General features: G+C 41.6%; 13 protein-coding genes. 10 read left to right on the top strand and 3 right to left on the bottom strand.

The genetic code is table 11. The features are described from left to right. Positions 1-48 precede the first annotated feature (48 nt). From HPK16_RS05585 to HPK16_RS05575, 3 genes are all read left to right on the top strand, one after another. On the top strand, positions 49-813 hold the full coding sequence (locus tag HPK16_RS05585) for a DUF2653 family protein (RefSeq protein WP_181676020.1): 765 nt from the start codon (positions 49-51) through the stop codon (positions 811-813). Positions 814-1065: 252 nt separating this feature from the next. Beyond that, positions 1066-2124, top strand: a complete 1059-nt coding sequence (locus tag HPK16_RS05580) for a Glu/Leu/Phe/Val dehydrogenase dimerization domain-containing protein (RefSeq protein ID WP_181676019.1) — start codon at positions 1066-1068, stop codon at positions 2122-2124. 72 nt (positions 2125-2196) lie between these two features. After that, positions 2197-2874, top strand: coding sequence for a histidine phosphatase family protein (locus HPK16_RS05575; protein WP_181676018.1), 678 nt, complete (start codon positions 2197-2199; stop codon positions 2872-2874). 53 nt (positions 2875-2927) lie between these two features. Here HPK16_RS05575 and HPK16_RS05570 read toward each other — a convergent pair whose 3' ends face one another. Next, a complete protein-coding gene (locus HPK16_RS05570; RefSeq protein ID WP_181676017.1) occupies positions 2928-3959 on the bottom strand; it encodes a YdcF family protein in 1032 nt (343 codons plus the stop codon). A gap of 213 nt (positions 3960-4172) precedes the next feature. Here HPK16_RS05570 and HPK16_RS05565 point away from each other — a divergent pair, with 213 nt between their 5' ends. The 6 genes from HPK16_RS05565 (at position 4173) to HPK16_RS05540 (ending at position 10342) form a co-directional block, all read left to right on the top strand. Continuing rightward, positions 4173-5312: an Lmo2079 family surface lipoprotein gene (locus HPK16_RS05565; protein ID WP_181676016.1), complete on the top strand. Its 1140-nt coding sequence runs from the start codon at positions 4173-4175 to the stop codon at positions 5310-5312. Positions 5313-5655: 343 nt separating this feature from the next. Further along, complete coding sequence (gene tsaE, locus HPK16_RS05560) at positions 5656-6114, top strand: tRNA (adenosine(37)-N6)-threonylcarbamoyltransferase complex ATPase subunit type 1 TsaE (RefSeq protein ID WP_181676015.1); 459 nt, start codon at positions 5656-5658, stop codon at positions 6112-6114. Next, positions 6111-6794: a tRNA (adenosine(37)-N6)-threonylcarbamoyltransferase complex dimerization subunit type 1 TsaB gene (tsaB, locus tag HPK16_RS05555; RefSeq protein ID WP_181676014.1), complete on the top strand. Its 684-nt coding sequence runs from the start codon at positions 6111-6113 to the stop codon at positions 6792-6794. Before tsaE ends, tsaB begins: the two co-directional genes overlap by 4 nt. Next, on the top strand, positions 6787-7233 hold the full coding sequence (rimI, locus tag HPK16_RS05550) for a ribosomal protein S18-alanine N-acetyltransferase (protein WP_181676013.1): 447 nt from the start codon (positions 6787-6789) through the stop codon (positions 7231-7233). Before tsaB ends, rimI begins: the two co-directional genes overlap by 8 nt. Continuing rightward, the gene (gene tsaD / locus HPK16_RS05545; protein WP_181676012.1) at positions 7233-8258 is read left to right on the top strand and encodes a tRNA (adenosine(37)-N6)-threonylcarbamoyltransferase complex transferase subunit TsaD; all 1026 of its coding nucleotides are present in this window, start codon (positions 7233-7235) and stop codon (positions 8256-8258) included. The genes rimI and tsaD overlap by 1 nt, the downstream gene beginning before the upstream one ends. Positions 8259-8371: 113 nt before the next feature. Further along, a complete protein-coding gene (locus HPK16_RS05540) occupies positions 8372-10342 on the top strand; it encodes a KUP/HAK/KT family potassium transporter (RefSeq protein WP_181676011.1) in 1971 nt (656 codons plus the stop codon). A gap of 45 nt (positions 10343-10387) precedes the next feature. Here HPK16_RS05540 and HPK16_RS05535 read toward each other — a convergent pair whose 3' ends face one another. Continuing rightward, the gene (locus tag HPK16_RS05535; protein WP_181676010.1) at positions 10388-12334 is read right to left on the bottom strand and encodes an ABC-F family ATP-binding cassette domain-containing protein; all 1947 of its coding nucleotides are present in this window, start codon (positions 12332-12334) and stop codon (positions 10388-10390) included. Positions 12335-12712: 378 nt separating this feature from the next. On the opposite strand from HPK16_RS05535, the gene HPK16_RS05530 reads away from it, so the two are divergent. Continuing rightward, entirely contained in the window at positions 12713-13354 is a 642-nt protein-coding gene (locus tag HPK16_RS05530; RefSeq protein WP_036094942.1) for a redox-sensing transcriptional repressor Rex, read from the top strand. Positions 13355-13483: 129 nt separating this feature from the next. Here the strand turns inward: HPK16_RS05530 and HPK16_RS05525 are convergent, their stop codons facing one another. Further along, positions 13484-15319, bottom strand: a complete 1836-nt coding sequence (locus tag HPK16_RS05525) for a right-handed parallel beta-helix repeat-containing protein (protein ID WP_181676009.1) — start codon at positions 15317-15319, stop codon at positions 13484-13486. Positions 15320-15447 lie beyond the last annotated feature (128 nt).

Here is a 15447-nt window from a genome sequence, read left to right as displayed (position 1 = left end):
CTCAGGCAAGTTGATTCGAACAATCTAGTTAAAACAGGAGGAAAACTATTGAAGAAACTACTTTTTTTCGTGATGTCAATGATGCTCGTTTTTTCACCACTAGGCACCGTGACATACAACACAATTATGCCATCAAAATATGAACAAGTAAGTGAGGCGCACGCTAAGGGCTACCGCTCACCAAGCCGATCCTACCGACCAAATAACAACCAGGTCAAACGCAATAACAACAGCACGACAAACAAAGCAACAAACAACCAAACTGCAAAAAAATCCAATCGTGGCTTCTGGGGCGGCCTAATGTTTGGTGGCTTAGCTGGTCTACTATTTGGTAGTATGCTAGGTAATATGGGCGCATTCGGCGATATTTTAGCCCTAATTATCAACGTCATCGCGATTATTGTCATCATCCGCCTATTGATTTACCTTTTCCAAAAATGGCGTAACCGCAATAATCCGAAGCCGCAAGCGAACGTTTTCGATCACCAAGGAACGACGAATGCAACACAGGAAACTGGGAATAGCACGATTGTTCTCGACGAAGGAAACATTTCCAATGCAGTCATCCATTTCTTCACACATGAAAAAGGCCTACAATTAGAGGACGTAGAAGTTATTTTGACATATGATGATCAAAAAGGTTTCGGCGCAGATGTCATGAAAAATAACACACTAGTTCAGGCTTTAGACCATTTTTCACTCATCCAAGCTATCCGCTACTGGGCAACAAAAGAAGCTCATTTTGATCCAAACTGTGGCTTAGAATTACGATTCTCTGAAACAGAAGGAATCACAGCGATAGTAACTGAATAAGAGAGAAGACGTCTTTGATAGGCGTCTCTTTTTTATGTATTAAACCTAACGGCAATATTACAAAAATAACGGAAAGTAATGATTTATACCCAGGTTTTTCCGCCTTTTTTTGTCCTTTTTAAGTAAGCGCTTTCTATGTCTTTTGTCGTACGTTTGGATACAAAGTATGAAAAATGTTATATATAGTCTAAAAATTTCCCTTCAATTGTCTCATTTCGTATAATAAGAGAGAAGATATGAGGAGGGATTGCAATGTTGTTTGAGGATATGGAAAAGTATGATTATGAACAGGTTGTTTTTTGTCACGATAAGGCTTCAGGGTTAAAAGCGATTATCGCGATTCATGATACGACGCTCGGTCCAGCGCTTGGTGGATGCAGGATGTGGCCTTATGAAACAGAGGAAGAGGCGCTTCAGGATGTACTCCGCTTGGCTCGGGGCATGACATATAAAAACGCAGCTGCCGGACTTCCCCTTGGTGGCGGAAAAACGGTTATTATTGGCGATCCGAAGAAAGATAAATCAGACGAGATGTTCCGCGCTCTAGGACGCTATGTGGAGCGCTTAAATGGAAGTTATATTATCGCGGAAGACGTTGGTATCACAGTAGCAGACATGGATTTAGTGCATGAAGAAACGAAACATGTGACGGGAATATCCGAGCGTTTTGGTTCATCCGGAAATCCGAGTCCGATGACGGCGTACGGTGTTTATAGCGCGATGCGACGCACAGCTTTAGAAGTTTTTGGAACGGATTCGTTAGCAGATAAAACAATTGCGGTACAAGGCGTCGGAAATGTTGCCTTTGCGCTATGCCGATTGCTTCATGAAGACGGCGCGAACCTGATTGTGACGGACATTAATACCGAAGCCGTAAATCGTGCTGTGACGCAGTTTGGTGCGAAAGCAGTGGCACCAGCGGATATTTATGGTGTTGAAGCAGATATTTTCGCGCCGTGTGCACTGGGCGGTATTTTGAACGATGAAACGATTCCTAAGTTAAAAGTTGCGGCAGTTTGTGGTAGCGCTAACAATCAACTGTTGGACGCAACGGAACACGGTGAAATGCTAGCAAACGAAGGCATTCTATACGCGCCAGATTACATTGTCAACGCTGGCGGAGTTATCAATATTGCCGATGAATTGAACACATACAACGAAGCCCGTGCACAAAAGAAAATCGGTGAAATTTATGATCAGATTGGGAAAGTATTCGACATTGCAAAAATGGAACAAGTGACACCGGCAGAAGCGGCGAATCGAATGGTGGAAAATCGGATGGAGGCAGCTAAAACTACTAAAATAAGCTAGCTCTATTATTTTTTAGAACCTTCCAAATATGGTATAGTAAAGAAAGTACATATCGATTTGGAGGGAAACGGAATGAATAAACCATTATCACTGTATTTTGTGCGTCACGGTCAAACGTATTTAAATAAATATGAGAAAATGCAAGGTTGGGCAGATTCACCATTAACTCCCGAGGGAACAGAGATTGTGAAAGCGAGCGGTCGAGGGCTTGCCGATACGGAGTTTGTTGCAGCTTACTCTAGTGATTTGCACCGTACGATTGCGACGGCAGAGCTTATTTTAAAGGAAAATAAACATGGTTTTGGTTTAACGCTAGAACCGCGCAGTGAATTCCGAGAAACATTTTTTGGCTCATTTGAAGGCGATGCGAGTGCGATGACGTGGGACCGCGTTGCTAAAAAGATGGGATTCGCCTCAAAAGCAGAACTTTATGCCAAGGCGAACGTACGCGAGACGATGAACGGTACGAAAGTCGCTGATCCAACGCATGATGCAGAGGATTTTATGACATTTTGGAATCGTGTGGAGCAAGGTTTTCTGCACGTGGTCAATGCGCATCGAGAAACGGGTGGTAACGTGCTGATTGTGGCGCATGGCAACACAATACGCAACATTGTACATGAACTAGAGCCAAGTGTGAAAGCCGATTTCGTGCTAGATAACGCTAGCGTGACGGTCCTTACCTATGAAAACGGCCTATTCAAAATTGAACGCCTGAATGATACATCTCATTTTATTGAGAATATGTAAAAAGAAGCTAGAACTTACGCCGAAATGTAAGTTCTAGCTTCTTCTTGTGTAGTTTATCCAAAAGAAATAGTAACAATTCCTATGGCTAACATGCCTAATAAAATGAGTGCTGTGACTGTAATATGCCATTTCTTATACATCACAATAATCGCAATAAATTCACGCATCAGTGCATTTGGTAAATAATAAAGAGCTGTTTTGGAGCTAATGCCCTGACTTTTTAATCCAGCTTTCCGTGCGTAGAGACTAGCTCGAAACAGGTGGAAATTATTCGTGACAAAGATGCTACGGTATTTCGGTTTTAAATCATCCATTAAGGTTTTTGAAAAACGCATATTTTGCAACGTATTAACTGACAAATCTTCCATCAAGACATGATCTTCCGGAATCCCTTTATCAAGAAGATAGTTTTTCATTGCGAAAGCTTCGGATACGAGTTCGTTAGGACCTTGGCCACCAGACACGATAATCTGTGGTGCAAATTTTTTCGCAGCTTGTTTATAATAAAAAACGATAGCTCGGTCCAATCGACTAGCAAGCAGTGGAGGGACTCTGTTTCCATCTATCAGGCCGCTTCCGAGTACAATAATGAAGTCCTGCTGCAAGCGCGGTCGATTGTACTGATAAATATAGGAGGAAGTCAGGAAACTGAAAAGTAGGAATGAAAAGTAGCCTAAAATCAAAAATAATGCGGTAAAAAAGATACTTAACCAAACCGAGTCGAATATCGTGATTTGCAATATGATGAGGACGATGAGTGCAAGAATCATGATGCCAACAAATAATGTGAGTAGATTCGGTATTTTCCGACCTTCGCGCTTCGCCATAAGCCGCCCATTATAAACTAATCCGATACCCAAACCGACGATAAGGAATGGGAAAAGTGCCAAAATCAAGAAGAATACACCGACAACGATGAGTGCTATGAGATTGCTATCCGTTGACATTAAACCATAGGCCACGGCAAGGATGGTGAAAAATAATGCGAGTGTGAGAAAAATGCCGTTACTCACTCTCCGTTTGTCAATAATGAACAATATCAAAAATAAAATAATAAAAAATCCTGCGATATAAGCTAGTACCATAATTATAACCTCTTTTCTATATCTACACTCCTAGTATACTGGGTATGCTTTCGGAAAGGCAAGTCAATTTTTTTGTAGTTATTCAAAATAGGTATTCCTAAAGGGGCAGATAATTAGATTTTGCCAAATTTGTGAACAAATGCATAATGGGATTGAGTTCCTGTGTCTTTTATGATAGATTTAGACTATAAAAGAGAGCGAGGGAATTTATACATGAAAATGAAAAAGCTTACATTGTTAGTCTTAACTTTGGTTATGGGTATTGTCTTAGTAGCATGTGGCAATACGCCGCAAGAAAAATTTACGAAAAGCGTTGAAAAAACATCAGAACCAGCTGATCAGTCAACTTCCACGATTGGCATTACGATTGACGAGTTACCAGCCACATTAAAAGCGCAACAAAGTGCGGCAATGTTGGAAGGCCTAACTGTTAAAATGACGGTCGCTAATGATCAAAAAGCACAAAAATCGGCGACTACTATTGCTGTTAAAACGGCGGGATTAGTAAACTTAGACGCGACAGTAGATCTCTTAGTAGATTCAAAAGCAGAGAAAGTATACTTCCCATTGAGCGATTTATATGACGATAAAGGTAATTTAACAACATTACTGGATCAAGTAACAAGCGGTATGTTCTCACAAATCAAGAAGGACAATCCAGATTTAGCAACAAAATATGTGGAACTATCTGATCTTGCAAAAGATTTAACAGATGAGAAAGCGAAAAAAGAAGCAACAGATACGAAAGAAGTAGAAAAAGCAACAAAAGATTTGAGCAAAAAGGTAACGAAAACAGTGACTGACTATTTCAATAGCCTACCAGAAGATCGTTTTAAAGAGGGCGACAATGGCGAGTTGACAGTGAAATTAACAAAGACTGATGTCACAAAATTGGCGAACGAATTAGTGAAACTTGCGGATGATAAAGACGTTAAAGCTGATTTAAAAGTCATCGCAACATCACAAGGTGTCTCGAAATCTGACTTTGATGAGCAATATGCATCAGCAGTGAAATCAGCGAAAGATTCCATTAAAGATCTAGAGGATGAGAAAGACGCAGCAATCACAATTGATGCAACGATCAAACCTGGTAAAAATGACTCGATTGAAAACATGAAAATGAAAGTAAAAATCACTGATACGTCAGATAAGGAAAATCCTGAATCAATAGCCTTTACAATGACGATGAAAACGACAGATTCAGCTAAACTTCCGAAATTCCCAGAAGCATCTGATGTTATTTCGACAACAGAGCTACAAAAAATTATTGAAGAAGCAACCGCGAGCTATTATAAGTCGATGTATGGCGATTCTTTAACAGATCAGGAAACAGATACAGACGTAGTACAATAAATCTAGAAGAAACGAGATGTCCTGATTTTAAGGTATCTCGTTTTTTATTATTATATTCTATGCAAGAAGGGCGCCAAGTGATATATCTGAAACTGTGCTTGACTGACGATGCACAAGTCTTTATTTTTCTCATATTCAGTGCAAACAGGCATAGAAAAAGCTTAACAATATTCATAGGAAGAAAAAATACAGGACTTCTCTAATACTCGAGTTTTAAATGAATTAATTATGAACTTTTCGACACAAATGTAGAGGATCGCTAAAATGAACCTAATGAGCATTACTGACCAGCCTCCGTTTTTATGGTATGATATGTACAGAAAATGATAAAAAAGGTGAAGCGATGAAATATAATATAGAAACGACAGACGAATCAAATACGCGCGATATAGCTAAGAAGATTGGCCTGAAAATGCAAGCAGGAGACGTTATTTTACTTGAAGGCGATCTTGGAGCAGGCAAAACGACATTCACAAAAGGGCTGGCAGAGGGGCTAGAAATACCGCAGATGGTTAAAAGTCCGACATTTACAATTGTTCGCGAATATACCAAAGGGCGAATTCCGCTCTATCATATGGATGTTTACCGACTTGAAAACGCAGAGGACGACTTGGGATTGGACGAATATTTCCAGGGAGATGGTGTATCAGTGGTTGAATGGGCACACTTTATCGAGCAAGATCTTCCGGCTGATTATATTCGAATTACGTTGAAGCACCTGACAGAAAATACGCGTGCAATGGAGATAGAACCAGTGGGCGCGAGATATGAAGCACTTTGTTCGGAGGTTTTTGGAGAATGATAATACTTGGCATAGATACATCCAACGATACGCTAGGTGTCAGTTTATGGCGTGATAATAAAGTCATCGGAGAACTCGTAACCAATTTGAAAAAAAATCACAGCATTCGTTTGTTGCCGGCGATTGCGGAGTTGATGAAGGAATGCGATGTGACACCACAAGAGCTGACAAAGATTGCTGTCGCAGAAGGACCAGGCTCTTATACTGGGCTTAGAATTGGCGTAACAGTCGCAAAAACAATGGCTTGGGACTTACAAATTCCACTTGTCGGCGTTTCGAGTTTAGCTTTAATGGCGCAAAATGGGCGCTTTTTTGATGGGCTTGTCGTACCTGTGATGGATGCGAGGCGTGGCAATGTTTACGCGGGCATATATACGGCAGAAGGGGAAAGCGTGGAGGTGGACCAACATCTCGCATTCACGGATTTACTTACAAAACTTGAGGAAAAGTCCAAAATTCTATTTATCGGCGATGGTTTAGCGAATTTTGAAGCAGATATTGCCGCGACAATTGGCACGCGTGCAACGATTGCAGATGCAACTCTCTGCTATCCACGACCAGCTTTTCTCGGTGAACTCGCAAAAACGAAAGATGGTATTCCTGCGCATACATTTGTCCCGACATACTTAAAATTAGCCGAGGCGGAGAGCAAGTGGTTGGAGGCAAATAAACATGAATGAGGTCACATTTCGTCAAGCGACAATAGCCGATGTCAAAAGCCTGTTACGAATTGAAACAGCCGTATTTAGCTCACCGTGGAGCGAGAAAGCTTTTCGAAATGAATTTTACACGAATCAGTTTGCGTATTATATTGTGGCGGAACAAAACGAAGCTGTTATTGGGTACGCAGGCGTGTGGATAATTCTCGATGAAGGTCATATTACGAATGTCGCGATTCATCCAGATCAGCAAGGTAATGGCTATGGCAAGGCACTTTTAGCCGAATTACTGCGAATTGCGAAGGAGCACAGCGTGACGCGATTAACACTAGAAGTCCGCGTCTCAAACACGAAAGCACAGCAACTATATAAAAAATTTGGATTTAAAGATGGCGCGATTCGGAAAAAATACTATCCGGATAATCAAGAAGACGCGCTAGTTATGTGGGTGGAAGAATGATGAAAAAAAATACATTAATACTTGGTATCGAATCGAGCTGTGATGAAACCGCAGCATCTGTCGTTAAGAATGGCACAGAGATGCTATCGAACGTTATTGCGTCCCAAATTGAGAGCCACAAAAGGTTTGGCGGTGTTGTCCCGGAAATTGCTTCTCGCCATCACGTCGAGCAAATCACGATTGTCATAGAAGAAGCTCTGTCGCAAGCCGGCATCACGATGAATGATATCGACGCGATTGCAGTTACAGAAGGGCCAGGACTTGTAGGCGCGCTCCTCATCGGCGTCAATGCAGCCAAAACACTGGCGTTCATTCACAATAAACCGATTATCGGCGTCCATCACATCGCAGGGCATATTTACGCGAACCGTTTCGAAACCGAAATGACGTTTCCACTCCTGTCCCTCGTTGTCAGTGGCGGACATACAGAACTCGTTATCATGCACGAACACGGCAAATTCGAAATTATCGGTGAAACACGCGATGACGCAGCCGGCGAAGCGTATGATAAAGTAGCACGGACACTCGGTTTAACCTACCCAGGTGGCGTCCAAATCGACCGTTTAGCAGCGACCGGAGAAGACACGTTTCATTTCCCGCGCGCAATGATGAACGAAGCAAGTTATGACTTTAGTTTTAGCGGACTAAAATCCTCTTTTATCAATACAGTCCATAACCTACGTCAAAAAGATATGCCAATCAACGAAGCCGATTTAGCAGCCAGTTTCCAAGCAAGCGTTGTCGATGTTCTCGTGGCAAAAACAATCCGCGCGGCAAAAGAATTCAATGTGACACAACTCCTTCTAGCAGGTGGCGTTGCAGCGAATCAAGGCCTTCGTGAACGACTTATTAAAGAAACCACGTTAGAAATTCCAAACGTCCAGCTCATCATCCCGCCCTTATCACTATGCGGTGACAATGCCGCGATGATTGCCGCAGCAGGAACCGTATTATTTGAAAAAGGAATCCACGGCGATTTAACGATGAACGCGAGTCCGGGCTTACTTTTTGAAGATACGTATTAAGTTAAGACGAATACATTTCTGCCCTGAAAAATAGGAGTAGAAATATATTCGCCTTTTTAGAGTATTGTGGTATAATACGTCCATGTTGTATAGCGTTTATGAGGGGGATACATATGGAAAGAAAAGATAAAATTCGGCTTGGGTTGGCAATCGGTACGCTCGGCATTGTTTATGGCGACATCGGGACGTCACCTCTTTATGTTATGAAGTCCATTGTTGCGAGTAACGGCGGGTTAAATCACGTATCTGAGGACTATATTATAGGCTCATTATCGCTCATTTTTTGGACGCTGACCTTACTTACGACAATCAAATATGTTATCATCGCACTACGAGCAGACAATCATGGAGAGGGTGGCATATTTTCTTTATATGCGTTGGTCAGAAAACGCGGCAAATGGCTCGTTATTCCCGCGATGATCGGTGGGGCAGCTTTGCTCGCAGATGGTGTCTTAACACCCGCCGTAACCGTCACATCAGCCATCGAAGGGTTAGAAGAAATTCCGGCCTTTGACGCGCTATTCACAGGAAACACAACACTCATTATTATCATCGTTATCGTTATTCTTAGCGCTATTTTCTTTATGCAGCGATATGGAACGATGTTTATCGGGCGGATTTTTGGCCCAACGATGTTTCTCTGGTTTTCTATTTTAGGTATATTAGGGATCATCAATATTCTTGGCGACTTATCGATTTTCCGAGCTTTTTCGCCATACTATGCTATAGAACTCCTTTTTAGCGATCAAAATAAAGCCGGCTTCCTCATCCTCGGTAGCGTATTTCTAGCCACGACCGGTGCCGAAGCCTTGTATTCCGATTTAGGACATGTCGGTCGCAAAAATATCTACATCACATGGCCGTTCGTCAAAGTGTGCCTACTACTTAATTATTTTGGGCAGGGCGCGTGGATTATCTCACTAAAAAATGTGGACGATCCATTCGTGAATCCATTTTTCCAAAGTATGCCAGAACCATTTATTATGTATGGCGTATTAATTGCGACACTTGCGGCAATCATCGCCTCGCAATCCTTGATAACAGGGGCTTACACGCTCGTTTCTGAAGCCATCGCATTGAATTTATTACCACGCTTGAGCATTCGTTATCCATCCGAGACGAAAGGGCAGGTCTATATTCCAACCGTCACGACCGTGCTCTGGATCGCTTGTGTGGGAGTAGTCCTCTATTTCCAAGATTCAACGCACATGGAAGCAGCATACGGCCTATCGATCACCGTCACGATGCTAATGACGACCGTACTTCTTTTCCAATTCCTATTACGAAAAGGGTTCTCAAAACTGGTCACGACAGCGATCCTCATGACATTTGGCGTGCTCGAATTTGCCTTCTTCCTCTCAAGCGCTGCGAAATTCATGCACGGTGGTTTTGTAGCGGTTATTATGGCAGTCGTAATCATGGCGCTCATGTACATCTGGTTCAGCGGCTACCAACTAAAAACGAAGCTAGTGAAAAACGTCTCCCTGAAGAAATTCATACCAATGCTTGCCAAATTAAAAGTAGATACAGCCTATCCAAAATTTGCGCATAACCTAGTCTATTTAACAAGTAGTCGAAACCCGTATCGCGTCGAACATGAAGTCATGGCATCCATTCTTGATAAACGTCCAAAGCGTGCGGATGTCTACTGGTTTGTGAACGTCCAAGTTGTTGATGGGCCATACGCCGCGTATTATACGGTCGAAAGTTTTGAGAGTGATTTCGTTATCCGCGTTCAATTGAAACTAGGTTTTCGCGTCGAGCAAGATATTAACGTTTTCCTCAAGCAAATTGCGAAAGACCTCATTTCAAAAGGAGCGCTCGAACAGCAAAAACGGAAGTATACAGCCAAGAACGGTCGAAAACTCGGCGATTTCTGCTTTGTTATTGTGAAAGACGAGCTGAGCACAGAGGCTGACCTTACAAATTGGCAACGCATGATCATGAGAAGTAAATTGTTCATCAAACGATTCACCACCTCACCTGAAAATTGGTTTGGCTTAGAGTACAGCGATGTTCAAGTAGAAAATGTCCCACTATATCTCTCGAAGAAAAAAGTCGTGAAGATTCGCGAATGGGATTAAAAAAGCAGGTTGCATCGTGTTTCATGGATGCAACCTGTTTTCATGTTATTCTTCCAATTCCTCACTCAGAATCGTCCATTCCTCCATTAAATTCTCACTTGATTGTTTCAGAAGGTCGAGCTGCTCTGTCCGTTCATAAGCAGCTTCATGATCTTGATATACAGCTGGATCCAAGAGCTCTTGCTCAATCTCGCTTATTTTGAGGTCGGTTTCTTCCATACGTTCCTCGATTTCCTCTAATTTACGCTTTTTCTGACGCATCACTTTTTGCTGTTCCTTATCCAAATGATACGCCTGCTTATTCGTTGCTAATTGCTTCTCCTCAGGGTTCGTCTGTTGTTTTTGCAACGCATCAAGTCGCGCATGTTCCTTTTGCTCTGCGATTTTATCCTGATAATAATCGTAATCGCCGAGGTAAACCTGCGCGTGCTCCGGATGCATCTCAACAATTTTGGAAGCGATACGGTTGATAAAATACCGGTCATGCGATACGAACAAAATCGTCCCCTCAAAATCAATCAACGCTGCCTCCAAAACTTCTTTACTCTCAATGTCCAGATGGTTCGTCGGCTCATCCAGAATCAGCAAATTAGCACCAATCAACGTCAATTTTGCAAGGGCAACACGCGCCTTCTCGCCACCACTGAGCGTATTGACCACCTTCAAAACATCATCATCAGAAAATAAGAAATTCCCCAATGTCGTGCGAATCGCCTGCTCATTTAGTTCAGGATAATCATCCCAAAGCTCGTGCAAAATCGATTTATTGGAATTCAGTTTCGCCTGCTCTTGATCATAATAACCAATCTGAACGTTGGTACCAAAGCGAAACTCACCAGAAAGCGGAGGAATGTCTCTAATCAATGTTTTGAGCAACGTCGATTTCCCAATCCCATTCGGCCCAACGAGCGCAATACTTTCATGACGTTTCATATCGAAAGTCAGTTTTTCAGAAACACGCTTATCAACCGCATAACCAATCGCCAAATCCTCCACAAAAAGGACATCCTTACCACTAGCCCGGTCAAATTGGAAACCAAAATGGGCTGTTTTCTCACTACCTTGCGGGCGGTCTAGCCGATCTAATTTCTCCAACTGTTTCCGGCGACTCTGCGCCCGTTTTGTCGTTGAAGCCCGAACGATATTTCGCGCCACAAAATCTTCTAATTTTGAAATTTTATCCTGCTGTTTATCAAATTCTTTCCATTGTTGCTCCAACTTCGCTTGCTTCTGAACGAGGTAGCGCGAGTAGTTCCCAACATAACGATCAATCTGCGTACGGCTAATTTCGTACACCTGATTCACGACCTTATCCAGGAAATACCGATCATGCGACACAATGAGTAGCGCACCCTTGTAGTTCTGCAAGTAAGACTCGAGCCAAGAAAGCGTCGCGATGTCCAGATGGTTCGTCGGCTCATCGAGAATCAGAATATCATGGCGCGCCAGAAGCAGTTTCGCCAAAGCAAGTCGCGTTTTCTGACCACCGCTGAGGGATTCAATCAGTTTCTCATAATCCGCTTCGAAAAAACGCAAACCGTGCAAGACAGACCGAATATCGGCCTCGTATTGGTAACCCCCTTGCTCCTTAAACGCATGCTGCAATTGGTCGTATTCCTTCATTGTTTGCTCATACTGCTCCTTATTCTCATAAATAGCAGGGTCACCAAGCCGCGTCTCAAGCGCGCGCAAGTCCTGTTCCATCGCTCGCAGTCCTGTAAACACATCCAGCATTTCATTCCAAATCGTTTTCGAAGATTCAAGGCCAGTATTTTGCGCTAAATAACCAATTTGGACATGTTTCGGCTTCGAAATCGTGCCACCATCATAACTAATTTGCCCAGCAATAATTTTTAAAAGCGTGGATTTACCCGCACCATTTCGACCAACTAGCGCAATCCGATCATTCGTCTGCACTTCTAATTTTATATTTTCTAATATCGTTTCAGCGCCAAAGTTTTTGACAATCTGTTGCACTTGTAAAAGTATCATTTCTAATTTCTCCTTCATCTCAAAGATCTATCTCTTCCTAGTTTATCGTAAAGCAAGGCGAGAAGCAATGTCTTGAGAAAGGAAACGCTTACGGTATAATAATTCACAAACTTTTCTTTGTGAAATCACTAGCAATCTGGTATCTTTTGCTGTATAATGGAATCCAACAAGCGTTGTAACAAAATAGTAACATAACATTTGAGCAAAAACATTGTGAAATCTATGTGAAATGTTTATAGTGAATAAGCAAGCATGTGAAATGAACAACGATATGAATTAGCGCAATCGTTTTTGTTAAATCTCCATGTTTAGTAGCACAAGGATGGCGCGCGAAAGCAACTGTCCACTCACAAATCAAAAGGAAGAAGGGAAACACACATGATCGAGGAAACGGGCAAGATTCCACAAGCCACAGCAAAGCGTTTGCCGCTGTACCACCGCTATTTGAAATATTTGCATGAATCAGGAAAAGAACGCGTATCATCCGCAGAATTAAGCGAGGCTGTGAAAGTTGATTCAGCAACGATTCGTCGCGATTTCTCCTATTTTGGAGCACTAGGCAAGAAAGGCTACGGCTATAACGTGTCCTACATTTTGGACTTCTTTAGCAAGACGCTGAGCCAAGACAAGCAAACGAACGTAGCCATTATCGGTGTTGGTAATTTGGGGACCGCACTATTACACTACAATTTCATGAAAAATAATAATATAAAAATTGTCGCAGCATTTGACGTTGACGCAAATAAAGTTGGAACGGTGCAACAAGATATTCCAATTTTTCACTTAAACGACATGCAAGATTTGCTGAAGGAGAACAAAGTCGAAGTCGTTATTTTGACAGTGCCATCCGACGAAGCACAAACAACCGTAGATCGCTTGCTAGAAGCCGATGTGAAAGGAATTCTAAACTTCACACCAGCACGTATTAGCGTACCAAAACATGTTCGCGTGCATCATATTGATCTAACAACCGAACTACAAACATTGATTTACTTCCTAGAGAATTATCCGAACAAATAAACTAGATGATTTAATAAACAAATACCTCGCATTGGTTGGCGATATATATTATCCCACCGATACGAGGTATTTTTATGCTTACTATGAAGAAGGGATCACGTTTTATGGAGGCTTCTCAAAGAAATTTTTCTATATTGTAATCTTTGTGAACTCAGAAAATGAACCAGTTTCCACAGTAGAATAGCTATTATTTTGAAGAAAGTAGCTATTTTTATTTAGATTTTTTCCGGATACTTCTACTACTTGATTTATACTCTCCATCTGTTTAAAGACGTTATCCAATAAAGTCATCTCTCTCGTATTATCCGCCCCGATGCCCTTTGTTGTCCGACTAATGGTATTGTTTTTCAATAGAACTACATCACAGCCTCGCAAAAAGACACTCGCCACATTGTTACCGTCATTTTGTGGCGTCTCTGGACTGATTTGAAATCGATCTAGATAATTGTCCATAATATTGAATTGATAAGGAGCACCTAAATAGGAAATACAAATAGCGCCTCTGCCCCAATGCTTGGAGTAACCTTCTTTAGTAACTGTCATGCCGATTAGCACATTATCCTTAATAAGAAAGTGACCGCTTCCTTTCGGTGTACTGTTGGCTAGGCTGCTATAGAGATAAATGCCCTGTAACCCAGCTTCAAAGTAATTATCTGAAATGATAACTTCACCATGATCTTGCTCCGAATCCCCACCAAAGATAATTCCTGAATGCGCTGAGCGAATAAATTCATTGTTTTTAATAAAAACATTTGAAAAAGGACCGCGAAGAATGGCTCCATACATGCATTCAGTGGCGACACAATTTTTCATCGTTATGTGGTCAGACCGAAAATCGAATCCATAGGCCCAGCCAGCCTCTGCGCGACAACCGTTAAATAAAATATGCTGACTACAATCATGTGAAGCAAAAGCGGCTAGTGTGCTTCCTGTCGAAACACAGTTGATAATATTGATATGGTGTGAAAATCCGAAAACTGGTTGCTCTTTCGATATACCTCCATCAGCAAACCAACTATCGGAGTACCCTAAATTAAACATATGACGCGAACCTTCACCGTAACAATTAGAAATATAGCCGTCATAACAAGCATCTGCGACACGAATTTGATATTGTAAAGCTGGTGAATTAGTAGTCGTAAAATCATCGCCATCTTTTTCTGTAAAGCTTCGAACACGATTTAGTTTCGTATCAAAGTATGTCAATTTTTGAGTGTAATGATAATTACCAGTTGCGCTGAATTGATAGCAACTTTTAAATTCAAGGTGCAGACGATCTAAATCATTGAAAACACAATCTTTCACATGTACATTTTCTCCATAGATGATACCAATTCCAAAGTCGCCTATATCCATTTTTTTCGTTGTTTCTCGATAGACGCTATTTTTTCCTTTTCCTTTGAAATGAAGCCCCTCCAAAGTTACATCCTCAATAGGGTTGATTTTATAAACAATCGTATCAGTAGGGTAGGAATGGTGATATTCGTGGGTCATTCGGTAGACTCGTTCTATGGCATCCGCAGAAATGGCTTGGATTCGAGCTAATTCGCCTAACTGTATACTCCCACCTTCACTTACTTGTTTTTCAGGGGAGGCTAAGCCAATTAAATCACCTTCTTTTAAAGCGCTTACTTTGTTGGGGTGTATTGTGAAAGCATCTGTTCCTTTCAATGTACTCTTTATTCTTGCTACTTCTGTGGCTGCTCCAACACCGGCTATCAAATAACGATCTGTCGAAAAATATTTGCGTTGAGAGAAATCGAGACATGCTTCCCCGCTACCTTTGATGTGTAGTTTTGAAAGGAGATCGATAGAACCATCTATTCGATAGTTGCCATTTGGAAAATATAACCCACCATCATTTCCAGCGACCTGAATAATAGCATTTTGTATAGCACGCGTGTCATCTGTTTTTCCATCCCCTATAGCGCCAAATTCTTTTACATTTCTAAAGTATTTAACCATTGGACCACCTCTTTTTTTATATTTATATACTAATATTACCACGAAAAATTTCCAATAAATGTGTCAATTTAAAGAATCTTTCTTAGCTTTTTCGCTTTTTAGTAAGGAAAGATGTGTAAATGTTACGT

Source organism: Paenilisteria rustica, assembly GCF_013820765.1.
GTDB classification, from domain to species: Bacteria; Bacillota; Bacilli; order Lactobacillales; family Listeriaceae; genus Listeria_A; species Listeria_A rustica.
Note: the sequence above shows the minus strand (reverse complement) of the source record. Positions and strands in the feature narration are given on the sequence as shown.